Source organism: Halothermothrix orenii H 168, assembly GCF_000020485.1.
In the GTDB taxonomy this organism is placed as follows: domain Bacteria; phylum Bacillota; class Halanaerobiia; order Halanaerobiales; family Halothermotrichaceae; genus Halothermothrix; species Halothermothrix orenii.
This window is the reverse complement of record NC_011899.1, coordinates 327,395-353,223: the sequence shown is the minus strand read 5'-3', so window position 1 is coordinate 353,223 and position 25,829 is coordinate 327,395. Positions and strand designations below refer to the sequence as shown.

20 protein-coding genes, 2 tRNA genes and 1 pseudogene are annotated in these 25,829 nt (G+C 36.9%); 3 read left to right on the top strand and 20 right to left on the bottom strand.

The genetic code is table 11. The features are described from left to right. Positions 1-62: 62 nt before the first annotated feature. Together HORE_RS01810 and HORE_RS01805 are read right to left on the bottom strand one after the other, a co-directional pair. Positions 63-2,495, bottom strand: coding sequence for a Lon protease family protein (locus HORE_RS01810; RefSeq protein WP_012635287.1), 2,433 nt, complete (start codon positions 2,493-2,495; stop codon positions 63-65). 292 nt (positions 2,496-2,787) lie between these two features. Next, positions 2,788-2,863 (bottom strand) — tRNA-Gly (locus HORE_RS01805). 244 nt (positions 2,864-3,107) lie between these two features. Here HORE_RS01805 and HORE_RS01800 point away from each other — a divergent pair. After that, complete coding sequence (locus HORE_RS01800; RefSeq protein ID WP_012635286.1) at positions 3,108-4,298, top strand: S-layer homology domain-containing protein; 1,191 nt, start codon at positions 3,108-3,110, stop codon at positions 4,296-4,298. Between the two features lie 118 nt (positions 4,299-4,416). Here the strand turns inward: HORE_RS01800 and HORE_RS13330 are convergent. Continuing rightward, positions 4,417-4,461 (bottom strand): annotated as a pseudogene (locus tag HORE_RS13330) (KxYKxGKxW signal peptide domain-containing protein); the annotation flags it as partial. A 40-nt stretch (positions 4,462-4,501) separates the two neighbouring features. On the opposite strand from HORE_RS13330, the gene HORE_RS01795 reads away from it, so the two are divergent. Then, positions 4,502-4,590, top strand: a tRNA-Leu gene (locus HORE_RS01795). A gap of 227 nt (positions 4,591-4,817) precedes the next feature. Here HORE_RS01795 and HORE_RS01790 read toward each other — a convergent pair. The 13 genes from HORE_RS01790 to HORE_RS01730 form a co-directional block, all read right to left on the bottom strand. Continuing rightward, complete coding sequence (locus tag HORE_RS01790; RefSeq protein WP_012635285.1) at positions 4,818-5,117, bottom strand: MTH1187 family thiamine-binding protein; 300 nt, start codon at positions 5,115-5,117, stop codon at positions 4,818-4,820. Positions 5,118-5,192: 75 nt separating this feature from the next. Next, a complete protein-coding gene (locus HORE_RS12250; RefSeq protein WP_012635284.1) occupies positions 5,193-7,181 on the bottom strand; it encodes a methyl-accepting chemotaxis protein in 1,989 nt (662 codons plus the stop codon). A gap of 314 nt (positions 7,182-7,495) precedes the next feature. Further along, a complete protein-coding gene (locus HORE_RS01780) occupies positions 7,496-8,815 on the bottom strand; it encodes an ABC transporter substrate-binding protein (protein ID WP_012635283.1) in 1,320 nt (439 codons plus the stop codon). Between the two features lie 142 nt (positions 8,816-8,957). Beyond that, complete coding sequence (locus HORE_RS01775) at positions 8,958-10,094, bottom strand: ABC transporter ATP-binding protein (RefSeq protein WP_012635282.1); 1,137 nt, start codon at positions 10,092-10,094, stop codon at positions 8,958-8,960. 16 nt (positions 10,095-10,110) lie between these two features. After that, entirely contained in the window at positions 10,111-11,217 is a 1,107-nt protein-coding gene (locus HORE_RS01770; protein ID WP_012635281.1) for an ABC transporter ATP-binding protein, read from the bottom strand. A gap of 23 nt (positions 11,218-11,240) precedes the next feature. Next, on the bottom strand, positions 11,241-12,107 hold the full coding sequence (locus tag HORE_RS01765) for a carbohydrate ABC transporter permease (RefSeq protein WP_012635280.1): 867 nt from the start codon (positions 12,105-12,107) through the stop codon (positions 11,241-11,243). Positions 12,108-12,131: 24 nt separating this feature from the next. Continuing rightward, positions 12,132-13,058, bottom strand: coding sequence for a carbohydrate ABC transporter permease (locus HORE_RS01760; RefSeq protein WP_012635279.1), 927 nt, complete (start codon positions 13,056-13,058; stop codon positions 12,132-12,134). Between the two features lie 157 nt (positions 13,059-13,215). Beyond that, positions 13,216-15,201: a transketolase gene (tkt, locus tag HORE_RS01755; RefSeq protein ID WP_012635278.1), complete on the bottom strand. Its 1,986-nt coding sequence runs from the start codon at positions 15,199-15,201 to the stop codon at positions 13,216-13,218. A 12-nt stretch (positions 15,202-15,213) separates the two neighbouring features. Then, on the bottom strand, positions 15,214-15,864 hold the full coding sequence (gene fsa / locus HORE_RS01750) for a fructose-6-phosphate aldolase (protein WP_012635277.1): 651 nt from the start codon (positions 15,862-15,864) through the stop codon (positions 15,214-15,216). 105 nt (positions 15,865-15,969) lie between these two features. Next, positions 15,970-16,446: a ribose 5-phosphate isomerase B gene (gene rpiB / locus HORE_RS01745; RefSeq protein ID WP_012635276.1), complete on the bottom strand. Its 477-nt coding sequence runs from the start codon at positions 16,444-16,446 to the stop codon at positions 15,970-15,972. Between the two features lie 16 nt (positions 16,447-16,462). After that, the gene (gene dhaL / locus HORE_RS01740; protein ID WP_012635275.1) at positions 16,463-17,113 is read right to left on the bottom strand and encodes a dihydroxyacetone kinase subunit DhaL; all 651 of its coding nucleotides are present in this window, start codon (positions 17,111-17,113) and stop codon (positions 16,463-16,465) included. Positions 17,114-17,118: 5 nt separating this feature from the next. After that, a complete protein-coding gene (locus HORE_RS01735; protein WP_012635274.1) occupies positions 17,119-18,123 on the bottom strand; it encodes a dihydroxyacetone kinase subunit DhaK in 1,005 nt (334 codons plus the stop codon). A 90-nt stretch (positions 18,124-18,213) separates the two neighbouring features. Continuing rightward, complete coding sequence (locus HORE_RS01730) at positions 18,214-19,290, bottom strand: erythritol/L-threitol dehydrogenase (RefSeq protein WP_012635273.1); 1,077 nt, start codon at positions 19,288-19,290, stop codon at positions 18,214-18,216. A gap of 801 nt (positions 19,291-20,091) precedes the next feature. Here HORE_RS01730 and HORE_RS01725 point away from each other — a divergent pair. Beyond that, positions 20,092-20,865, top strand: a complete 774-nt coding sequence (locus HORE_RS01725) for a DeoR/GlpR family DNA-binding transcription regulator (protein WP_012635272.1) — start codon at positions 20,092-20,094, stop codon at positions 20,863-20,865. A 155-nt stretch (positions 20,866-21,020) separates the two neighbouring features. Here HORE_RS01725 and pyk read toward each other — a convergent pair whose 3' ends face one another. From pyk to accD, 4 genes are all read right to left on the bottom strand, one after another. Then, positions 21,021-22,775, bottom strand: a complete 1,755-nt coding sequence (gene pyk / locus HORE_RS01720; protein WP_012635271.1) for a pyruvate kinase — start codon at positions 22,773-22,775, stop codon at positions 21,021-21,023. Between the two features lie 143 nt (positions 22,776-22,918). Next, positions 22,919-23,917, bottom strand: coding sequence for a 6-phosphofructokinase (gene pfkA / locus HORE_RS01715; RefSeq protein ID WP_012635270.1), 999 nt, complete (start codon positions 23,915-23,917; stop codon positions 22,919-22,921). 12 nt (positions 23,918-23,929) lie between these two features. After that, a complete protein-coding gene (locus HORE_RS01710) occupies positions 23,930-24,931 on the bottom strand; it encodes an acetyl-CoA carboxylase carboxyltransferase subunit alpha (RefSeq protein WP_012635269.1) in 1,002 nt (333 codons plus the stop codon). Further along, a complete protein-coding gene (gene accD / locus HORE_RS01705; protein WP_012635268.1) occupies positions 24,921-25,799 on the bottom strand; it encodes an acetyl-CoA carboxylase, carboxyltransferase subunit beta in 879 nt (292 codons plus the stop codon). The genes HORE_RS01710 and accD overlap by 11 nt, the downstream gene beginning before the upstream one ends. Between the last annotated feature and the right edge of the window lie 30 nt (positions 25,800-25,829).

The following is a 25,829-nucleotide window of genomic DNA, read 5'->3' as shown; positions in this document are numbered from 1 at the left end:
TCCCGGCTCCCTATTGCTTAACTTCAATTATTCTATTTATTATTAATTGAGGAATCTCTTAATTAATAATATTTAATAATTATTTTTGCCAATTCTTCTTTTTTGCGCCCCTCTTTAAACTCTCTGTTAAATTCTCTGGCCTTTTCATTAATTTTATCAAGGGACTCTTCAACTTTAGTGTGTACCTCTTCGGCAGAAAGACCAAACATCAGCTCTATAGCTTCATCTATTTCCTTAATAGAATATATATGAAATTCCCCTCTTTTTACAGTAGCAATAACATCTTCTTTTAACATCAAATTATCTGTATTTTGTTCCGGAATAATGACTCCCTGCTTTCCAGTTAAACCTTTTGCTTCACAGACCTTATAAAAACCTTCTATTTTCTGATTAATTCCTCCCACCGGTTGCACCATCCCCTTCTGGTTAAGGGAACCGGTTATAGCCAGGTTCTGTTTTACCGGTAATCCGGTCAGGGCCGATAGTAGGGCAATCAATTCAGCACAGGTGGCACTATCACCATCTACCCCACTGTAACTTTGCTCAAACGCCAGTGAAGCTGACAGGGTCAGGGGTCTTTCCCGGGCATATTTACCACCAAGAAAACCAGAAAGAATTAAAACCCCTTTGTTGTGAATCTTGCCACTCATTTTAGCTTCCCTCTCAATATTTATAACACCTTTCCGTCCCATAAAGGTCCGGGCTGTTATCCGGGAAGGACGGCCAAAGGAATAACCGCCGGTCTGTATTACCGATAAACCATTAATTTGCCCGACCTTCTCCCCGGTCACATCAAGCAATATTTGCTCTTTTTCAATCATTTCCTGCATCTTTTCTTCAACTAAATTTGCCCTTCTCTCTTTCTCTTCAACAGCCTTGATAACATGGCTTGCCTCTACATAACTGGAATTGTCAAGTTCAGCCCAGGTGCTGGCCTCATATAATATTTCTATTATCTGATTAAACCTGGTGGATAACTTATCTTTTTTTCCAGCAAGCCGGCTGCTATAGCTGATTACCTCAGCAACAGCCCCGGCTGTAAAGTGTTTGATTCCTTCACGGTTACTTACAGAAGCAATAAAGGAAGCAAACTTCTCTATATTTTCATTATTTTTTTCCATCTCTACATCAAAATGGGCCCTGATTTTAAATAGTTTTTGAAACTCTTCATCATGGTTATATAAAAGCTGGTATATCATAGGATTACCTATCATTATTACCTTCAATTTAATATCAAAGGGCTCCGGTTTTAAGGTTAATACCGGAACAGTCCGGTATTGTTCCCCGATATTTTCAACCACTATTCTCTGGTTTATGAGGGTCCTTTTAAGTGTTTCCCAGGCATAGGGATTACGTAATATATCCTTTGCTTTAAGAATCAAATACCCACCATTAGCTTTATGAATGGCACCTCCCTTAATCATCGTAAAATCTGTGGTAACTGTTCCAAACTGGCTTCTTCCCTCAATTTTGCCGAATAAATTATAATAAGTTGGATTTGTTTCTACAATGACGGGAGCCCCTTCAGTATCCCTATTGTTTACCAGTAAATTAACCTTATAACGGACAAAAAAGTCATCATCACCTGTTTCCATTGTAAAAGGAAGAGAGGCTTTTTTTGCCTCTTTATTCTTATTATCCCCTTTAAACATCCCCAGATTCTTGGCTATATCGTTCTTGACATCATCCAGATAATCCAATATATCCTGACAGAAACGATACTCTTCTTTCAGATGATTTATTATAGGTTTTACCACAGATAAAACCATACTTTTTTCCAGATTTTCTAACTCTTCCTGGGCCTCGGTTTTCAATCCTCTTATTTTCTTCATAATAGCATCCATTTTGTTCTGGATTTCCTGGTTTTTTTCCCTTATTTCTTTTCGTTTATCTTCAGGTAAACTTTGATAATCTTCCTGGGTTATAGGGTTTCCATCTTCATCAATGGGTACAGTTAGCGGCCCCTGAACAGTCTGCTGCAGAATAAAGCCTTTATCCCTGACTTCAATTTCAAATTCCTCCATAATCTGATTTGACAGCTGCTGGTATCTATTCATTATCCTGTTTTTCTGTTCTTCATATTCTTCACTCTCAAATATTTTAGGTATTTCTACCTTCAGCTCCTCAATAATATTGTCCATATCTTTTTTTAGATGTATACCTGTCCCGGCAGGTAATTTTAAAGCCCGTGGTTTTTCAGGTTCTTCGAAGTTAAATACATAGCAGAGATCAGGGGGAACAGGGTGTTTTTTTGACTCCCTTCTAGTAAGGGTTCTGGCATAGGTGGTTTTACCCGTTCCGGTTATTCCAGCCATATAAATATTGTACCCTTCCTGTTTGACCCTTAGCCCAAAATCCATAGCCTTAACAGCCCGGCTCTGGCCAATTATACCACTGGTAAAAGGGGTTATTTCCTCGGTAGTTTTAAACGAAAAAAGGTCAGGATCAATTTCATTTTTCAATTCCTCTGGTTTTAAATTTTTTATATCTCTCACTTTCTTCCTCCTCTACTTAATTAATACCAGTCCATAGAAAATCAGAAGCGTTTTAAGTATTTTACATAACTAATTGTTAATAATATACTAAACAGTCTGAAATTTATTGAAATATTCTATCCCATTGCTACCTAACAACTGGTTCTATTATTCAGTTTATGCTTTACTATATAATATTATATTCTATTTTATGTCTTCTTCTTCCTGCTATTATAGCTATATTTATAAAATAAAAGGGTTATGGCCATTTTTTACCAATAGCCATAACCCTTTTTATATGTACAATAAAAAATGGAGCGGACAACGGGGATCGAACCCGCGACCTTTGGCTTGGGAAGCCAACGCTCTACCAATTGAGCTATGTCCGCTCATCATCATAAATTATAGCATAAAAAATATCTGATTACAAGAGGTTAATTTAAAGTAGGTGTTATTTTTATACCAGAAATTACATATGTCAGTCTATAGTAATATTCTGTAATCTATGATATTATTTGTATGTGGAGATGTATTATGTCATCTTCTGTAATGCTCTTCCTGTTACACTCAATATATTTATTATACTGATAATTATTTATTAATTCAAATTTTACAACACGAAAGGAGATTATTATGAGGTTTAAGCTAACTGCACTTTTATTACTTATCCTTGTTATTCCTCTTGCCGTAACTGCTATTGATGAACCCAATGACATAACCAATCACTGGGCCCAGGATTACATTTTAAATGTAATTAACCGGGGTACAATGAAAATCTACCCGGATGGTACCTTCAGGCCGGAACAGCCCGTAACCAGAGGAGAATTTGCTAAAGCTCTTTCCCGTGAACTGGGGCTTTTACCTGACAGCATTACCAGTTTTAAAGATCTAGAAGGTTACCCGGGTTATACCCTGATCACTCCTTTAGTTAAAGAGAAGATTTTTAAGGGATACCCGGACGGTACTTTCCGACCGGAAAAACCCCTCAGCAGGGCTGAAGCTGTCGTCATTCTATTAAAATCCCTCGGGATTATGAACGAAGAACAAAAGATCAACCTTTCTGACCAACCTTCTTTTAAAGATGTTCCGGAAAACCACTGGGCTGCTAACTTTTTAAAAATCGGAAAGAAAATAGGTCTTATTGAGAGGGACGTTTCGGAAAACTTTTACCCTGATGAGTACATTACCAGGGCTGAAGCTGCCAAGTATCTAACTATTGAATCACAGCTTAAAAATAATACTGCCTATATAAGTGATATTTATCCTGCTTCCCGTAAAGTATCAGTTAACCTCTTAAATGGACAGAGAAAAGTATTAGATTTTGATGATAAGACACTGGTCGGTAGAAACAATAGACTGGTAGATATGAACGAAATCCTGAAAACAGATAAGGTGTTTTTGATCTATGATCATGAAAACAAAATTAAATATATGAAAGCTTACGGAATTATCACTAAAAATGATTTAGCAACAGAGGTTAGCAATATGACTGATGGTTTATTAAGCCCGGAAGATATTAAAAGCCTGGCAACCGGTGATATTGACGTGGCTGTTCCTAAATTAAAGGAAACATTAAAACAACAGATGGTAAAACAGGGCCTGACTGATGAAGAAATTAATGCTATTATGGAAACTGAATGGAATCAGCTAGAAAATTTAAGTAAACAAAGGGTAGCTGAAATTTTAGCAATTGAAACTGGTCTACCATTAGATATTACCAAGGGTATTATAAGCGGTGACTGGAACAAAATTAAAACCTATGCCCAGATTGAAATCGTTCAGAGAATGGTTCGGGAAGTCTTAACCTCTGACCTGATATCATAAAAGAATCTAAAATTAATCAATATAATTTAGTATATCAGGAACATTTAATTAGTATATCAAAAACATTTAATTATATGAAATAAAGCCGGGCCTCCCCCTAAATTATCTCACCAAATTATCACCTTGATGATTGCCCGGCTTTATACATTTTTACCCTTGTTTTTTTTCATCTTTTATGTTAATATATATTTTGTCAGGATTATGCTGAAGTGGCGGAACTGGCAGACGCGCTGGACTCAAAATCCAGTGGGGCTTACCCCCCGTGTGGGTTCGACTCCCACCTTCAGCACCATTAATTTTCACTGATAAAACAATAAGCTTTCGCATGATAATTAAAAATGTAAATATGTTGATGCCAGAAATTATCTACAAAAAACATCTGTTGATTTCCTCGATATCAAAGAAGAGCCTTTTAAAAGGCTCTTCTTTATTGTTTAATTTTTTATTCAACTGTTTTCAATTTCCATTTTAAAAACTTAACCTTATATTTAATTTTCCAGTCTATATATAGCCTTTAAATTATAACTTATCTTTGACCGATTTTAACTTCTGCTCCATACTCGCCTCCCGGTCCCGTCTATCATCAACCCTCAAATTAAGTAAAACCCGGGATGCCCCTTTATCAAATGGAACCTCGTGTAATTTTTTCACTACTGAGAAAATTCTATCAAGCTCTCCCTCTATAATTGTACCCATCGGGGTTAAGCGATATTTTATTCCCTCTTCATCTGCAAGTACTTTATGACACCCGGCTACATATTTACTAAGACTGGTTTCACCTGTTCCAAGGGGAACTATTGTTACTTCTGCAATAGGCATTGACTTCACCTCCAGTCTTACTTTTTCTCATAACTTAATTTTAACTCTTTCATATTATCTTATTTTATTATCCCCTTATTCTTTTTCCTGGTTTTCTTGACCCAGTTCAAATTTATTAATCATTGATTGCATTTTGCGGGCCAGTTCCTGTAAACCATCTGCAGCCCGGTTCATATCCTGTATTAATTTTACCTCTTCTTCAGCAGAGGCAGCCACTTCCTGACTTGATGCTGAAATCTCCTGGGAAATACTGGCCAGCGATTCTATTTTTTCTTCAACATTCTGGGCCCCCTCTGCCAGGGTTTTTGAAATTTCATTGGACTTCCTGGCATTCTGATGGGTTCTCTCAATAACATTTTTTATTGTGGAAAAGATCTCGCCAGTCTGTTCCACCAGTTCTTCACCACGGTTAACCGCCTCTTTTTCAGCTAACATCGAGCGGCGGGCTTCTTCAGTATTGTTCTGGGTCTCTTTAACCAGATTTGTTATTTTTTCAGCAGAAGAAATGGATTCTTCTGCCAGACTCCTGATTTCATCAGCAACTACACTAAAGCCTCTTCCAGCTTCACCAGCCCTGGCCGACTCTATAGCAGCATTTAAAGCCAGCAAATTGGTCTGTTGGGCTATATTATTAATTATTTCTACAATCTCACCTATTCGAGAAGAGGTTTTGTCCATTTTATCTATAATAGAAGTCATAGCCTGGACCTTCTCGTTAATTATATCCATCTGTGATTTTAACTGTGTCATCCATTTATTACCTTCTTTTACCGATGCCAGGGATTTCTCGACATTATCCAGGGTTATATTATTATTTTTAACCATTATATTTATTTCATCAACCATATCATTTACTATTTCTACAATCTTCTCATAATTTGCCGCCTGATCGTCTGCTCCAGAAGCTACCTGTTCAATTGCTTTAGAGACCTGTTCAGCTGAATCAGTAACCCTTTCCAGGCCTGTATTCAGATCTCTGGAAGCTTTAGTAACATCCCGGGAACCCTTATCAATGTCTGAAACTATCTCCCTTAAATCAAAAACCATCTGGTTTAATTTATCAGCCAGGTCACCTAATTCATCTTTACTATTGAGGCTTACTGTACTCGTTAAATCACCGTTGCTGATTCTATCTGTATTTTTGTAAAGTGTTTTAATTCTTTTACCAATACTGTTACCGAGTATAAATGAAATAGTAATAGCAATAATGATTATAGCTCCACCAAAAATAATTATCTTATTCCTGAGGTCTGTTGGAGGACCAAAAACCTTTACATGATTTTTGGCTATTACTAATTTCCAGTTACTATCATTAAGTTTTGCCATCAGACCAAAATAGGTGTTACCATTATAGTTATAGGTGAAAGGTTTATTAACTCTATAGTTTCTAGTATCCTCTTCAAAGTATGGTTTCAATAGCACTTTTTCATTTTTTTTAAATATAACCCTGTTTTCATCATTTAAAATAACATACTCGTATTCCTCACTTGTCTGAAAATCAGATAACTTATTATAAAAATGCTCATACTCAATTAAACCAACCACCAGGCCATTTATTTTATCATTTTTAATAATAGGATAGGCAATTATGTATGAATTATTTCCGGTAAAGGGAGAAACAGCAACTCCCTTGAAGGAATCTTTTATATTTTTAATGCTGGTATAAATTTTATGTTCTTTAATATTGAGTTTTTTGTTCTTATCTCCTTCATTGCTACTTACAAAAACCTTGCCTTCATTATCCAGTACCAGTAAATGATCAAATTCTTTTAAATAATTTAAATGATAATTAATTCTAACCCGGGACAGGGTACTGGATGTCATGGAAGTTAACATAGTATCTTCTGTTAACTTATAAATACCCCTGTCCAGTTCTTTTAACCATTTACTTAGTCTTTCCCTATTAACATCAATGGTTTCGATTAAATCCTGATGGGCAGCCAACTTTAAAGATTTTTTTATTGTTGTATATGAATAAATGCCAATACTGGCTACTGCCATAACAACCAACAATACCATTATTAACATTAATCTTGATTTAATTCTTAGGTTAAAATTAATCAATAACTTTACCTCCTTTACCCTTTTTGTATTTATTCTACAATCAAAGGTATTTTCCTTGTTAATAATTAACAAGAATAAATATTATATTTGTTAAAATTATTATAAAATTTTTTTACAATTTGTTATTTTTTTATTCAAAAGTTTACAAAAAGTAAAATATAATCCCATTACACATCCAATTCTTTCATAATAACACAACAAATTAACTTGAATATAAATAAAAATTTACAAATATTTTTCTAAAATTATAATAAAAAAAAGGGGAGATAAAATCTCCCCATCTCTTCGTAAAATATATTTTTGTAGAATAATATTTAACGTCTAATTGACTCCATTTTCTTATCTAAATCTTCTACTAATTTATTTAATACTTCTTCAGCATCTTCACCATTTACTATTTTCTGCAGAGCCGCTGCCCATTCAGTTGTAGTCTGGAAGAACATCGGTTGAGGTGTAAATTGAACTGCAGCTTCATCAATTTTTTTATAGGTTTTATAATAACCATCAAACTTAGCTAACCTTTCTTTAAAATCTGGATTTTCCCAGATGGATTTGCGTACCGGGTTTAATCCATCGTGTTTTACAGCAGCAGTAGTCAGGAATTCTTTACCGGTTACCCATTGTAAGAAGTACCATGCTGGTTCTTTTGAATTTGAATGGGCACTCATAGCCAGAGACCAGATCCAGACATTTGTTTTATCAGCTTTTTTATTTAAACCAGGACCAGGGGCCCATGCTAATCTTTCATCAGCGTGGTCAGCCCAGAAGCCAAGAGTATCAGCATCATACATCATAGCTGCTTTACCAGACCCAAGTGCATTAGAAACATCATACCAGGTATAGGTGGTCCATTGTTCGGGACCCACTTCCTTAATCATTTCTACCCATTTTTTTGTAAACTCAAGGGCTACTTCACTATTCATCTGTGGTTTTAGATTACCATCATAATCAAAACCACCAGAAGCAACCAGACCAGAGTAAAATCCAGGGTGAATCGTAGCCCAGCTACGGGTTCCCCTAACTACTATACCTGTAAGGTCAGTCTTTTCTTCTATTATTTTTCCTACTTCAATTACTTCATCTAAAGTTTCAGGAACTTTTAGGTTATATTTTTCAAAAATATCTTTTCTATAAACTAAACAATTTTCTTCCCAACCTAGTGGTAAAGCCCATTGCTTACCGGTTCCAAGTTCACTTCCCGGTTGAAGGTTCCATTTCAAGGAATTAATAATACCGGGAATAAAATCATTTTTATCCCAATCTGGACTGGTTAAACTATTATCTTCAATATATTTATCTAAAGGTTCCATCCATCCTGGAGGTGCATACTGCCAAACCTGATAAGCACCTGTCATGAAAATATCATATTCACTGGAACCTGAAGATAGGGTAACAGTGACTTTATTAAAATACTGTTCCTCTGGTAAAATATCATATTCCACATTTATCCCGGTCATTTTTTCAAATTTGTCTAATTCTTTTAAAACACCGTCTGTATAAGGGTGCTTGTTAAGTAATAACTTAATTGTTTCACCTTCAAAACGCTTCCAATCAAATTCAGCAGCACCTACTACAGCTGTCAACGAAACTAAAAACAAAGCAACCAGCATTAATAGAAAAGTTTTTTTAACCAACTAAATTTACCCCCTTGGTTTTTTTTACTAAACAATACTTCTGACCAGTAATTTTTACTGTTTATCCAGGAAACCACCTCCTTAGATTGCAATTTCTACTCCAGTTTAGGAAATATTTCCCGAGACAGGAGTTAAAAAATACTTATATTAAACCCTGATTTTTATAACGGGTAGTCAGGCATTCTTCAGTTTCGGGGTCAAAAAGATGAATTTTATCCTGGGAAAGATAAAGGTCAACTTTTTCTCCTTCTTTAAAGTAATCTTTAGCATCAGTAACTACTGTAATACTCTCACCACCAATATTAACAGTTACATGATTTTCTTCTCCAAGAAATTCAAATATTTCAACAGTTCCATTTTCAAGGCCTACATACCCTTTTTTCTCTCTAAACAAAATATCATGTGGCCTGATACCAAGAATAACATCTTCAATGTATTCTTTTTTAATTACTTTTTCTAACTTTTCTGGTAATTCTATAGTATAATGAGAGTTTTTAAACCTGAGTACAAATTTATCATCATTCTTATCCAGTTTACAATTGACAAAATTAATTGGGGGTTCACCTATAAAATCGGCGACAAATATATTTTTAGGACGATCCAATAATTCTTCCCTTGTTCCAACCTGTTGTAACTCAGCAAAATTCATAACAGCGATACGATCTGCTAAAGAAATTGCTTCTAACTGGTCGTGGGTAACATATATCATTGTAGTGCTTAATTGATTATGAAGCCTTTTAATTCGAGAACGGGTAGAAATTCTCAAACTTACATCCAGGTGTGATAGTGGTTCATCAAGTAAGAAGACATCTGGCTGTCTTATTAATGCCCTCCCCAGGGAAACACGCTGCTGCTGTCCACCGCTTAAACTACTTGGACTCCTGTCTAGAATATCTTTGATTTCCAGCATATCTACAACTTTTCTGAGGCGCCGCTGTTGATCCGATTTATTCAGACCCCTTGCCTTTAGCGGAAATAATAAATTTTCTTTAACAGTTAAATGGGTATATAAGGCATAAGTCTCAAAGGACATAGCAACATTTCGTTCCTGTGGTGTTAAGTCATTAACGATCCTATCCCCGATATATATTTCCCCATTTGTTATTTCTTCTAATCCTACAATCATTCGCAATGTTGAAGTTTTACCACACCCGGAAGGGCCAAGAAAACACATAAATTCCCCATCTCTTATTTCAAGGCTCAGGTCTTTAACTGCTAAAACCTCTTCATTCTGACTCTTATAGACCTTCCTTACATCTTTAAGAGTAACCTCTGCCATTATTTTTCCTCCTTAATTATAAATGTTCCAGATTCATTCCGGATTCTTTATCAAACAGGTATAAGTCATCAGGGTTAACTTTTAAGGCAATATTATCACCAATATTAAATTGGCTATCATGTTCTGTTAATATTTGTAATTGAATTCCCCTCACATTTACTGTTAATATCCCATAAGTTACAAAGGGTTCATAGACATATACCTTTCCATTAAAATCTCCTTTTTCCTGTGAAGTTATTTTTATATCCTGGGGTCTTATACCGACCCTTACTTTATTTTTGCCATGGTTTTTTACTAGCTCGGCTGTGTCACCCTCAAGAACAAATTTAATTTTATTACTCTCCTGATTTGTTAAAATAATCTTGCCATTTTCTAGAGAAACCAAGGCGTCAAATATATTCATCTCAGGTTGCCCCACATGAGTGGCAACAAACTCATTTAGAGGATCATTATAGATTTCATGCGGTGTTCCCACCTGGATAATTTCACCTTCATTTAAAATAACAATTCGATCTGCTAATGATAACCCTTCTACATAATCATGGGTTACATATACAGTTGTAGCATTTAACTCTTTTTGAAGCCGGTTTAGCTCAAGGCGCATCCTATGCCTAACTTTAGCATCCACATGTGACAGAGGTTCATCTAGTAGAAAAACTGATGGTTCCCTTACCATAGCCCGACCCAGAGATACCCTTTGTTTCTGGCCACCACTAAGCTCTTTTGGAAATCTCTCCAAAAGATGATCTATCTCCAGCATTCCAGCTATCCTTTCAACTTTTTCTTCAATTTCTTTTTCAGTAAAATTCATGTGAGGTGCCCGCAACGGGTTGGCCATATTTTCAAAAACTGTATAATGTGGGTACAAAGCATAGGATTCAAAAGTCATCGCTACATTCCGATCGCGAGGAGGTATTTTATTTACATTTCGTCCATCTATATATAAATTGCCTTCAGTTATATCCAGAAGACCAGCGATTACTTTCAGGGTGGTTGTCTTCCCTGCCCCAGAAGGCCCAACAATAACTAAAAATTCGTCTTCGTATATTTCAAGGGATACATCTTTTATACCCACTTTTTCTCCATACATTTTGGTAACATTTTCAAAAATTACACTTCCCATTTGTTTTTCCTCCCTGAATAAATTTATTCTTTAACAGCACCTAGACTGAGTCCCCTTATTAGGTGTTTCTGTGAATATATTGCCAGGATTAAGGCCGGAATTGCTGCAATTACACAGGCTGCTGCCATATCACCATACCTTATTGCTTCAGCCGTCATAAATTGAAGAGAAGCTACTGTAATCGGCTGAACATCACTACCACCCAGTATCATAGCAAATATGAAGTTGTTCCAGGCATAAATAAAAGCCAATAATGAAGATGCTGCGATACCAGGTTTTACAAGAGGTAATATTATTTTGAAAAATGCCTGCCATTGGTGATAACCATCTACCAAGCATGCTTCTTCCAATTCATTGGAAATATCCTCAAAATAACCCCGGAGAATCCAGATAATCATCGGTAAGGTTATCAACTGGTAGACCCAGATCATTCCTATATAAGTATTTAATAATCCCAATTTACGAAATATAACATAAATCGGAATTATAACCATTAATGGTGGTGCAAATCTGAATGTTAGGAAAGTAAATGCTATATCTTCTTTTCCCTTAAAATTCCATCTTGCAATAGCATAAGATGCAGGAATACCAACAAGTAATGAAACAATTATTGAACCAACACTTATTATCAAACTATTTTTAAAATATAAAATAAAATTAACCGTTGTTGAACCAGCTGAAGACCCGGAAGTTCCACTTATAAGTATATTTTTAAAATTCTCAAAAGTAGGTGTGAAAATAAACTTTGGAGGCCAGGTCAGTATGTCAGGCCTGGACTTAAATGCTAAAGTAAATACCCAAAAAATCGGAAATAAAACAAAGATAAATATTATAATAAGGGCCAGATTTGCACCCGTATTTTTCCATAAATTTTCTCTATTTTTTTTCATTATTACTTCCTCCTCAGATAATGTTTAACTTAAACGCGCCCTCCATTTTAACCAATAATTTATCATTTTTTTACTAATAAAATAGATAATTATCCAGGTTACAAACATATAAGCACAACCTACAGCCAAGTTAAGATAGGTAAACGATTCAGTAAAGGCTGTAATCTGCAGATTCATCAGGGCATCACCAGGTCCACCTTTGGTCATAGCAAAGGGTATATCAAACATCCTGATACTATCTACCAGTCTAAAAATAACTGCTACAACCAGATAAGGCGTTAACATAGGCATAGTTAGGTTTTTGAAAATAAACCAGTTTGATGCACCATCAACCTTAGCTGCTTCAAATGGTGGAGCAGGTAGAGACCTTAATCCAGCAAGAAGCAGCAAGGCAATAAATGGTGTAAAGATCCAGACATCCACTATTACAACAGACAGGAGGGCAAATTTTGATGAAGCTGCCCAGGGAAAATCCCTTAAAGCTGGATTTATTAAGCTGAGGAAATAATTTAGTACTCCATATTCAGGACTCATCATTAACTTCCACATCAAGGTACCAACGACCGGTGCTATTAACAGAGGAAATATTAACATTGGTCTCAGTATTTTAGCCAGAATTGTATCTCTGTTTAATAAGAGAGCAATCGCTAACCCCAGAAGCACTTCAACCCCAACTGCAAATAACACATATAACCCTGACACTTTCAGGGCATGCCAGAAATCTGAACTGGTGAATAAATCAATATAATTTGTAATCCCGATAAATGAATAATTGGGATACATTAAATTATAATTTGTTAAAGACCAATATACCCCTGTAGCAAAAGGTACTAATATCCCTATTGTGAGGATAAAAGCCGGCAAAATTATCAGATAGGGCTTAAATTTTTCAAACAAACTTGGTTTACTATCAGTTACTAAATCCAGACCATTTTCAATACCTGGTTTCATTAAAAATTCCTCCTAACTAAAATATGGTATAACCAATATAATTAATTAAATAAAAGATAGTCAAATATTACGGAAGTTTTAGTATATAACCTGCTAAAACTCCATATAAGTAATTTACCACCTCCCTTAAATCACAAATAATATAATTTAAACACTATTACAGTCTTTCATAATTTCCCAGGATATCAGAAGCAATCTTTTCAGCATCAAATCCAAGCTCACGGGCCACTTCCTCCCCGGGACCACTCATACCGAAATCCTCAAGGCTTACCACATGGCATTTATGACCTAATAGACGGTACCAGCCATTTCCGACTCCAGCCTCCAGGACTACCCTGAAAGTATCCTTACCGAGGACTTCTTCTATATATTCTGTACCCTGGTTTACAAATTCCCGCCGCTCAGGTACAGATACTACCCTGACCTCTTTACCTTTTTCCTCAAGCAGTTTAGCTACCTCTACAGCCAGGGAAACCTCACTACCACTGGCCATAAGGACAGCATCGGTTCTATCTCCTTTTTCCTTGTGGACAATATAACCACCACGTTTGAATCCTACGATCCCCTCTTCTTTTTCAATATGGGGCAATCCCTGTCTTGTCAGTACCAGGGCTGTAGGTCCATCGGTCCTCTTTACAGCCTCAAGCCAGGCTGCTTTGGTCTCTTCGGCATCAGCCGGTCTTAAAACTTTGAGATTAGGTATCACTCTCAGGGCTTCAACATGTTCGATAGGCTGGTGGGTAGGACCATCTTCTCCTACATATACAGAGTCATGGGTAAAGACATAGATTACAGGCTGTTTCATTAAGGCAGCCATTCTGATAGCAGGCCTCATGTAATCTGAGAAGACTAAAAAGGTAGCACAGAAGGGCCTTACCCCTTTGTGGAGGGATAACCCGTTTACTATGGCTCCCATAGCATGCTCCCTGACACCGAAGCGGAAGTTACGCCCATCAAAGCTGTCTTTCTGTATCTCTCCATATTTATCTAAATAGGTCTTATTGGATGGGGCCAGGTCTGCTGAACCGCCGACCAGGTATGGTATTTCATCGGCAATTTTTCTTAAAGTCTCCCCTGAAGCCTTCCTGGTAGCCACGGGGGTTTTTATCTCAAGATTATTGATTGTTTCTTCTAAGTCTCCGGGAAGCTCGAGATTATGGGCCTTATCCCATTCTTCTTTCAGGTCAGGGTTTTCTTCAGCCCATTCAGTAAAGGCTTTTTCCCATTCTTCACGTTCTTTTTTGAGCTTTTCGGTATGGTCCTTAAAGAATTCTTTTACCTCATCCGGGATATAGAATTCCTTATCTTCAGGGAAACCGATATTTTTCTTTAATCCCCTTATCTCTTCTTCACCCAGTGGAGCCCCGTGGGCCGAACTGCTCCCTTCTTTGGTGGGAGCCCCGAAAGCAATTTTAGTTTTAGCAATTATTAAACTGGGTTTATCATTTGCCTCCTTAGCTTCTTTAACGGCCTCTTCCAGAGCCTTAAGGTCATGGCCGTCTACCCCTTCAATGACATGCCAGTTATAGGCCTTAAATCTATCAGCTACTGATTCGGTAAAGGTTATATCGGTACTACCCCCGATGGAGATTTCATTGTCATCATAGATGGCAATCAGTTTTCCCAGGCCAAGGTGACCGGCCAGGGAAGCAGCTTCAGATGAAATTCCTTCCATCATACAGCCATCTCCGAGGAGGGTATATGTATAGTGATCAACTATGGTATGTCCTTCGGTGTTAAAGCGCTGGGCCAGCATTCTTTCGGCAATAGCCATTCCTACAGCATTGGCAAAGCCCTGACCCAGAGGGCCGGTTGTGGTTTCAACACCGGGGGTTTCTCCGTATTCGGGATGTCCCGGGGTTTTGGAACCTAACTGACGGAATGATTTAAGGTCATCGAGACTAACTTCAAAACCGGCTAAATGGAGTAATGAATATACAAGCATGGAGCCATGGCCTGCTGAAAGGATAAACCGATCCCGGTCAGGCCACTCCGGCTGAGTCGGGTCATATTTCATAACCTTCCCATAGAGCAAAGCCCCTATATCAGCACATCCGATGGGAAGACCCGGATGACCAGAGTTTGCTTTTTCTACTGCATCTGCTGATAATCCTCTGACAGTATCGGCAATCTGTGTTAACAAGATAATACCCTCCTATCCTTGCTGTACTTTCTTCCAGTCATTAAGAAAGCGCTCAATACCAATATTTGTTAATGGATGTTTGGACATTTTTTCGATAACATTGAAAGGTATAGTTGCAATATGGGCTCCTGCCAGGGCAGCCTGTTTTACATGTAAAGGGCTCCTGATACTGGCAGCAATAATTTCAGTATTAATATTAAATTTCTCAAATATAGTAGCAATTTCTTCAACCAGTTTGATACCTTCATGGGCCCTGTCATCGAGGCGACCCATAAAGGGACTAACATAAGTACCCCCTGCTTTAGCAGCAAGTAATGCCTGATTTGCTGAAAACACCAGAGTTACATTTGTTTTAATCCCTTCCTTACTTAGAATTTTAACAGCTTTTAACCCATCCATGGTCATAGGAATCTTTATAACAACATTAGGGGCTAGTTTGGATAATTCCCTGGCTTCTTTGACCATACCATCTGTATTCAGGCTAATAACCTCAGCACTAACAGGACCTTCAACTACATTACATATTTCTTTAATTCTGGTATGAAAATCAACATTTCCCTCTTTAGAAACCAGAGTAGGATTTGTCGTAACTCCATCGATAACTCCAAGACTGGCTGCCCTTTTAATATCCTCTAAGTTTGCAGTATCAATAAAAAATTTCATTTATATTATTCCTCCTTTGGTATCATAGTTAAATAGATTAATACTTTTATAACCCTTCCCGACATCATAGTTTTTAACACAAGGTCGGGAAGGGAACAAACTCAATTAACTCACAAAATTTTGATTTTCATATTTCTTGATTTGCTTTAGCTTAGGTGTCGACCGACCTGGTTTAAATTCAAGACTTAACCATTCTCTTATAATTTTTTTGGCAAGCACTGGCCCAATTACCCGGGCCCCCATAGTAATGACATTAGTATCATTACTCAATCTAGCTCGTTCTGCCGAATAAACATCATGACAAACTGCAGCATATATTCTGGAGAATTTATTAGCTGTGATTGCCATTCCAATACCTGTTCCACAGATTAATATGCCCTCTTTTTCATAGTTACTTTTTTTTATCCTGTTAACAACTCTTTCAGCTATCTCAGGATATATCGTCTTATCCTGGTCTGAATCAACTCCAACGTCCTCATATTCTAACCCTTCAGATTCAAGTAATTCTTTAATGATCTCCTTTAAAGGATAGCCTGCATTATCACTGCCAATTACATATTGTTTATTTTTAATGACTTTCAATTAAACCACTCCCGATTTATTCTGATATCAACAGGTCTCTAATAGTATTGGCCATTGCCTGAAGGATTAAGTTGCAGGAAGTAGCTCCTGCATCCAGGACCCCACGGGACCTTTCTCCAAGTCTAGCTGCCCGGCCCACCTTTGCAACCAGGTCTTTAGTAGATTCTTTTCCCTTTTCAGCTGCCACCTGCATTTCTTCAAGGGCTTCTTTAAAGCCCTTTCCACCTTCAATTGCTTTATCATAAGTTTTAACTGCAGGAATCAGGGTATCCATCATTGTTTTATCTCCTACCTTAGCATCCCCAAGGGCCTTTACACCTTCCAATGCAGCATTTAGCATATCACTAAAAACTTTTTTATCAATTTTTTCTCTTCCATTTATAGCTTTTGACATTTCTAAAAAGAAATTACCATAAAGAGGACCCATAGATCCACCGATTTTACTGACCACTGTAAAGCCTAAAGTTTTTAACGCAGTAGCTAAATCTACTTCATCCTGCTCATCTAACTTTTCTTTAGTCATTGTTACCCCTTTATTCATATTTATCCCGTGGTCACCATCACCAATAGCACCATCTATTTCACTCAGATATTCCTTATTATCCTGAATTGCCTCTATAATACTGTAAACAATCCTGCCCCCACTACTATTTAAAAAATATTCCATGGCCCTCACCCCTTAAATTGTTTAAGTCCCATACAATTGGCCTCTTCATCAAGCAATTCTTTTAATTCTTCATCAAGTTTCATCACAGTAAGGGTTGCGCCCGCCATATCCAGTGATGTAAAGTAATTGCCTACATATGATTTATAAATTTTAATACTTTCTTTCTTTAATAACTTTTCAATCTCGTTATAAAGAATATAGAGTTCTAAAACAGGTGTAGCTCCTAATCCTGAAACTAGAACAGCAACTTCATTACCTTTCTCAAAGGGAAGATCAGGGAGTACATAGTTCACCATTTCTTTTGCAACTTCTTTAGCAGGTTTAATTTCAGATACCTTAACACCGGGTTCACCATGATGACCAATTCCTACTTCCATTTTTCCTTCTTCAATCGTAAAATTGGGTTTGCCTACTTCTGGAATAGTACACGGTGATAATCCAACTCCAATACTTCTGGTATTATCTATTGCTTTCTGGCAGGTAGAAATAACCTCATCCAGACTCGCTCCAGTTGCAGCTTTAGCTCCCCCTACTTTCCACATTAAAATTTCACCGGCTACACCACGGCGCTTTTCCCTTTCATCTTTAGGTGCAGACGGCACATCATCATTTGCTATAACTGTTTTCACATCTATTCCATCTTCTTTTGCCATTTCTATAGCCATTTTTACATTCATTTTATCCCCAGCATAATTACCAAATAAGCAGGCAACACCTTTACCAGAATCAGCTTCTTTAAAAGCATCATAAAAAGCCTGGGCAGTAGGAGATGAAAATATTTCTCCGACGGCTACAGCATCAACCATATTTTTGCCAATATACCCTATAAAAGCCGGTTTGTGACCAGAACCTCCACCGGTAACTATCCCCACTTTATTTTCAATAGGAGCCTTAACATATTTTAAAACCCTGGGATTATCAGTTTTGGCAACTAGATCTTTATGATTTTTAACAAATCCCTCTAACATTTCATCTACTACCTGACTGGGATCATTTACAAACTTTTGCATAACCTTTTTACCTCCAATCCTATATTAGTCTCTCTCCATTATTTAAGATAATATTATTTTTTTGCTATACTATGAGGTTAGTCTATTCATTTATGGTACAAGCACTACTTTTATTGAATCTTGACCCTTTTCTGCTTTTTCAAAAGCTTCTTTCCATTTTTCAAGGGGAAATTTATGGGTGACTACTCCTTCTGTGGGTAATTTACCATTAGCTATCCATTCAATAACCGGTTCATAACAATATGGTCCTAAATGGGAACCTAAAACATCAAGTTCTTTCCGATCACTTATAATACTCCAATCAGTGGTTACGAGATCACCAAAAACACTAAACTCAACGAAGGTACCAAGTTTCCGAATAGCCTCTAGCCCTTGTTGAACACTACTGGGATGACCGGTAGCTTCTATATAAATGTCACAACCATACCCATCAGTCATTTCCAATATTTTTTCTACAACATTTTCTTTTTTGGGATTCATTGTTATGTCTGCTCCAAATTTTTTAGCAAGCTCAAGTCTATCATCTTTTAAATCGAGAACTACCAATGATTTAGGATTCCTTAGCTTAATAGCTCCTACCATACCCAATCCCAGTGTTCCTGCCCCTGATAGTACAACTACATCTTCGTTACTAATGTTAGCCCTATCAACGGCATGTTTTGAACAGGCATATGGTTCTATGAGTATAGCCTTTTCAATTGGTATATCCTTAGGAACCTTATAATTTATTGCCTCTTTTGGGAATTTCATATATTCAGCCATACCACCATTTACATTATTTTGAAATCCATAGACATCATGCTTTTGACACATCCAGTAACGCCCTGTTCTACAAAATTTACATTCCCAGCAAGGAACTATTTGTTCAGAAATTACCCTGTCTCCTATTTCAAAATCATCTGAAACTTCAGCCCCTTTTTCAACAATTTCTCCTATAAATTCATGACCTGGTATCATTGGGGCTTTTATATATGGTGGATTACCTTCACCACCCCAAAAGCTTGGAGCTCCGTGATATGCTTTAATATCGCCTGCACATATTCCACAGGCTTCTACTTTAACAACAATTTCTCCTTCTCCAGCCCTAGGCACATCTACTTCCTCAAATCGATAATCACCAGGAGCATAAGCTACCAGTGCCTTCATTTTTTCGGGTAAGTTTACCATTATTTTTTCCCCCTTGTTTTTTGACTAATGATAATTTTTTTGCAAGACTTTACTTTTTGAAAATATTAAATAAAAATATGAATTACCAATACAATTTTTTTATCACCTCCATAAATTGACAAGATAATAAATTAATTTAATGAAAGTATTATAATTCTGATTTTTTAATTTTTTCAAACAACCAGGGGATACCATCATTTTTATGTAATATTTGTTTCCTTTCTCAATATCTTTCATATCTTTTTATTATGGCTTTCGTTTGTTTTCATTTTGAGTTTATTATATATAATCAAATGTCATATGTCAAGAATAAATTTCATATTTTTTTATATACTTTTGTTTTTGCTTTTATTTATTTTTTTATAATTGTAATTATAGACGTTATTTCTTCTATAAACCTAGATTTCATTTAACATTTTTATATTTCCTTTCATTATTAATCTCTTTCTATAGGGGTACCAGTATGTTATACTAATTTTACAATTTAATCTTTTATTTGCTTTTGAACTTTTGCAGGTCTTATGGTATAATTACTAATAAATAATATTTTGTTTTACATTATTTTATTTTTTATTGTTTTTAAAAAATTATTATAATTTATTTCTATACTTTATAAAATAATTAAATTTTTATATCTTTATTGTTATTAAACCTTTAAATCAATATTTTTTTATTATAAAATAATAATTGAAATATAGTTTAACATTTTTTTGTACTTTATCCATTCTTAGGGTTTATAATTATTAATGGTTAATTTTTTAATATTAGAATACTAAAATATATATTAAAGGATGATGCCTAATGCTATCAATTGCCAGGAGAAACAAAATACTAGAAATTTTAAAAGAAAAACATCAGATTACAACACAAGAACTCGAAAAGGAACTTAATGTTTCCGGAGCAACTGTAAGAAATGATCTTCAGGAACTTGAAAAAGAAGGGTTATTAAAACGTATTCATGGAGGAGCTGTTCTTCCAAAAGAACAGATTTTCCAAAATAGCTACAGGAATTTTCACCACAGAAGCAAAAAAAACGTTCAGGAAAAAAAGGCTATCTGCCGTGCTGCTTCAAAATTTATTGATGAAGGACAGACATATCTCCTCGATGCCAGTTCAACTGTATTATATTTAGTACCTTATCTAAGGGAAAAACATAGGATAAGTATTGCCACAAATGGACTTTATACAGCTCTTGAAGTGAAGGAAATTTGTAATATCAATGTTATTGTCCTGGGAGGTATTGCTAAACCACGGTCAGGTTCCCTGGAAGGATTATTGGGAGAATCGATATTATGTAAAATCAATGCCGATATTATGTTTACCTCTGCTCATGGTTTTACCCTTAAAGACGGCCTAACAGATTTTAATGTTTATGAAGTAGAATTAAAGAATAAAATGGTTTCAAAGTCCAAAAAAGTAATTGCCCTTCTGGACCATACAAAGATAGGGTATACCTCTACTACAAGCTTCTGTAGTATAGATAATCTAGATGTAATAGTTACTGATAATAAAACTCCTTCCAATAAAATAGAAGAAATAAGAAATGCCGGTATTGAAGTAATTGTAGCTGAATAATAATAAAAAAAACAACGTCTGGTATGATTACCAGACGTTGTCTAATTTTTTATAATTATTTAATTTATATCTAATAATTATTATCACAGGGTAAATTATCTACTTATCTTAGTACACAAATACCCAAATCAGCTACTTCTCCTTTGTCTTTGCTCCTATTTTAGATGAACAGTTCCAGGGTAAACCAGGCCCCGTACTCCATCGATAGTTATAATTTCTCCTTCTACAAGATTTTCAGTAGCCTTTTCAGCCTTTACTATTACGGGAATACCCAGTTCTAACCCCACAATAGCGGGATGTGATGTTAGACCCCCCTGTTCAGCTATTATAGCCCCTGCTTTTTTCATAGCAGGTAAATATTCCTTATCGGTAATACCGGTTACCAGTATATCCCCTTCTTCAATTTTTTCAACAGCTTCTTTAGCAGTATGAGCAATTTTAACCTGACCGGTTACAATTCCTTTGCCAACACCCTGACCTTCAACCAGTGGTTCACCAACGACATCAACTTTAATAAGATTAGTAGTTCCCGGTATACCTACTGGGGCACCGGCTGTAATTACAACTAAATCACCACTTTTAATTAATCTGTTCTCCTGGGCTGTCTTTATAGAAACATCCATCATTTCATCAGTAGAGTTACTCTTCTTAACTGTTAATGGATAAACACCCCAGCTGACAGTTAAGGCATGTTGAACCCTCTCATCAGGGGTAACAGCAACAATAGGTACCAATGGCCTGTATCTTGACACCATCCTGGCTGTTAAACCAGACTCGGTAGATGTAATAATGGCCTGGGCTCCTAAATCAGTTGCAGTTTCACAAGAAGCAAAACTGATAGCATCGGTCACAGTCTGAGGTCTATAGGTCCTTCTATTGCTTATTACATCCCGGTAATAAAGGGATTTTTCTGTCTCTTCGGCTATACGTGCCATAGTCTTTACTGCTTCTACCGGATAATCACCGGCAGCTGATTCTCCAGAAAGCATAGTAGCATCAGTGCCGTCAAAAATAGCATTGGCCACATCGGAAGCTTCGGCCCTTGTTGGTCTCGGATTTCTTATCATTGAATCCAACATTTGAGTTGCAGTAATAACCGGTTTTGCCTTTTCATTACACTTTTTGATGATAGACTTCTGGATTACAGGTACCTGTTCTGCAGGAATCTCAACCCCCAGGTCACCCCTGGCAACCATAATTCCATCAGCCACATCAATTATTTCATCAATATTATCGACACCTTCCTGGTTTTCTATCTTGGCAATAATAAGTATATCTTCTTTTCCTTCTTCTTCCAGTATTTTACGAATTTCGATAACATCCTGGGCCTTTCTAACAAAAGAGGCTGCAATAAAATGAATACCTTTTCTTACTCCAAATCTAATATCACTTTCATCTTTTTCGGTCAGGGCCGGTAAATTTACAGATATTCCAGGAAGATTTACCCCTTTTCTGGAGCCAAGGAGACCACCATTTACAATTTTACATCTTATTTCGGTACCCTTAATCTCCAATACCTCTAAACCAATCAATCCATCATCAATTAAAACAGTAGCCCCTTCATGGAGATCATCAGGAAGGCCTTTATAACTTACAGAAACCCTGTTCTCATCGCCTTCTATGTCTTCTGTAGTCAGAATAATCTCTTCTCCCTTTTTTAATTCAACCTTATCATCCTTTAACATACCAGTACGGATTTCTGGACCTTTTGTATCCAGCATAATTCCAATTGGTTTACCAAGTTCAGCCTCTACTTTACGGATGGTATCAATTCGATTTCCATGTTCTTCATGGTCACCATGGGAGAAGTTAAGCCTGGCTACATTCATACCAGCTTCTGCAAGTTTTTTCAGCATTTCTTTGCTTTCACTAACAGGTCCAATCGTACACACAATCTTTGTTTTCCTCATACCTTATTACCTCCATAAATTGAATATATTGTAATCTAACATTATCCGGGTATTCAGGTTATAACACAATTATGTAGGAAACCTGGTAAAAAGGGCAGTTAGTACATATTAGTTTTTCAAAAACAAACACTTATTAACCATTATTACATAGAAAGAATATTGGCTAGCTTATATACATCTTTTTCGACCTGTTTTTCCTTACTGAGGGCTTCGCTAATATCACAGGTTACAAGTTTATTATTAACATATCCTACCATTTTATTAGATTCACTAGCCAGGAGCAATTCTACCGCTTTAGACCCCATTCGACTTGCCAGAATCCGGTCCATAGCTGTAGGAGAGCCACCCCTCTGAATATGACCAAGGATAATGACCCTTGTTTCGAGTCCCGTTTTTTCAGCTATCTGCTTGCCAATAACAAAGGCCTTACTGTGGTTTATATCACGGTTGGTACTGAAGTCATCACCAACACCTTCAGCTACCAGAATAATACTATGCAGTTTACCACGTTCATAACCTTTTTTTAATTTCTGGGAAACATCATCCAGATCAAAGTCAATTTCAGGTATTAAAATGGATTCGGCACCACCGGCTAGACCGGCCATAAGGGTTAAAAACCCGGATCTGCGTCCCATTGTTTCTACAACAAAGGTCCTTTCATGGGAAGTAGCCGTATCCCTGATTTTATTGATAGTATCGATAATAGTATTCATGGCAGTATCAAATCCAATAGTAAAATCAGTACAGGCCAGATCATTATCTATAGTACCCGGAATTCCAATTGCAGGAATACCCAGCTCTTTGCTTACTTTTTCTGCTCCCCTGAAGGAGCCGTCACCACCAATAACAACCAGGCCTTCAATACCTTCTTCTTTCATTTTTTTAAGGGCCTTTTGCCGGCCTTCTTCTGTTTTAAATTCTTCACAACGGGCTGAAAGGAGAATAGTTCCCCCACGTTGAATAATATCGGCCACAGAACCCCTGTCCATTAAATAAAAATCACCTTCGATTAAACCGGCATAACCCCTTCTTATCCCAACAACATCAAGTCCGTGATATATACCAGTTCTAACCACAGACCTGATGGCAGCATTCATTCCCGGGGCATCTCCACCGCTTGTTAATACACCTATTTTCTTCATTCCAATACCTCCCTATGAGTTAGATTGAACATTATTTAGATTTTTAGTTTTACTGGTAACGGTATATATACCCATTTTCCTGAATTTATGATACCTTCTCTCCAGAAGTTCCTCAACCGATAATTGTTTTAGCTGTTTGGCAGTCTTTAATATAGCCTGTTTCAATAACAAGGCTGCCTGTTGAGGATCTTTATGGGCCCCTCCAGCTGGTTCTTTAATGATTTCATCAATAATTCCCAGTCTTAACAAATCTGCTGATGTTAAATTGAGGGCCCGGGCTGCTTCCGGGGCTTTATTGGCATCTTTCCATAAAATAGCAGCACAGGCTTCCGGTGAAGATACTGAATAATAACTATACTCAAGCATCATTATTTTATCACCAAGCCCGATACCAAGGGCACCCCCACTGCCACCTTCTCCTGTAACCACAACAATAATGGGGACTTTAAGGTCAGACATCTCCATTAAGTTAACAGCAATAGCCTCAGCCTGACCCCTCTCTTCAGCTCCAACTCCTGGGTAGGCCCCGGGAGTATTGATTAGAGCAATAACTGGTCTATTAAATTTTTCAGCCTGCTTCATCAATCTTAAAGCCTTACGATACCCTTCTGGATGGGCCATACCAAAGTTTCTCTCCAGGTTTTCCTTGGTTGATTTACCTTTCTGATGACCCAGTAGAGTAAAAGGCATATTATCGATAGTACCGATACCACCAATGAGGGCTTTATCATCACCAAATCTTCTGTCACCATGTAATTCAAGAAATTCATCAAAAATATAATCAACATAATCCATTGTTGTCGGACGTTCAGGATGGCGCGCTATCTGGAGAATCTGTTTTGGCTCTAGATTTGCATATATTTCCCGTTGCAGATTTTTGGCCCGGGTTTTTAGCCTGTTAATTTCTTCACTAAGGTCTATACCTTTTTCATCCATAAAGGACTGTAACTCTTCAATCTTATCTTTAAGTTCGAGCAAGGGTTTTTCAAAATCAAGGATATTATTACCCGCCATTACTCACCACCCCAATCTGGTGTATCTTAAGGATTTTAGCAAGTTCATCTCTAATCTCATGCCTGGAAAGAACCATATCAACCATACCATGGTCAAGTAAAAATTCAGCTCGCTGAAACCCTTCCGGGAGTTTGGTACTGATAGTCTGCTTAATGACCCTGGGCCCGGCAAATGCTATTAAAGCCCCCTTCTCGGCTATAATGATATCACCAAGAGAGGCAAAACTGGCCGTCACCCCACCAGAAGTAGGATCGGTCATAACTGAAACATATAAAATACCTGCTTTATTAAGCCTTTTAATGGCGGCACTGGTCTTGGCCATCTGCATTAATGACAGCATACCTTCCTGCATCCGGGCTCCTCCGGCAGTACTAAATATGACCAGTGGTTTTCTGGTAGAAATCGCCTTTTCAATAGCCCTGGTCACCTTTTCACCGACTACAGAACCCATACTTCCACCCATGAAGTGAAAGTCCATAACGGCAATAACAACAGGATATCCTTCAATAGTAGCTTCTCCTGTTATTATGGCCTCTTCCATACCGGTTTTTACTTTATATTTTCCTATTTTTTGCTGATAACCTGGAAACTCCAGAGGGTCCACTGTTTTAATATCCTGACCAAATTCTTTAAAACTACCTTCATCAATGGTAATCGCTAACCTGTCCCTTGCTGTGAGCCTGAAGTGATAACCACATTTGGGACAGACCATTAAGTTTTCTACCAGCTTTTTATTAAATATAATTTCTTTACATTTTTTACACTTGGTCCATAGTCTATCATCACCCGGGGCTTTTTTCTTTGAACTGGTATGTTCTTCTCTTTTAACCGTAACATACCTGGACTTTCCGAACAGGTCTTTTAACATGTAACTCACCTCGTTATATTTCTGGTTTTT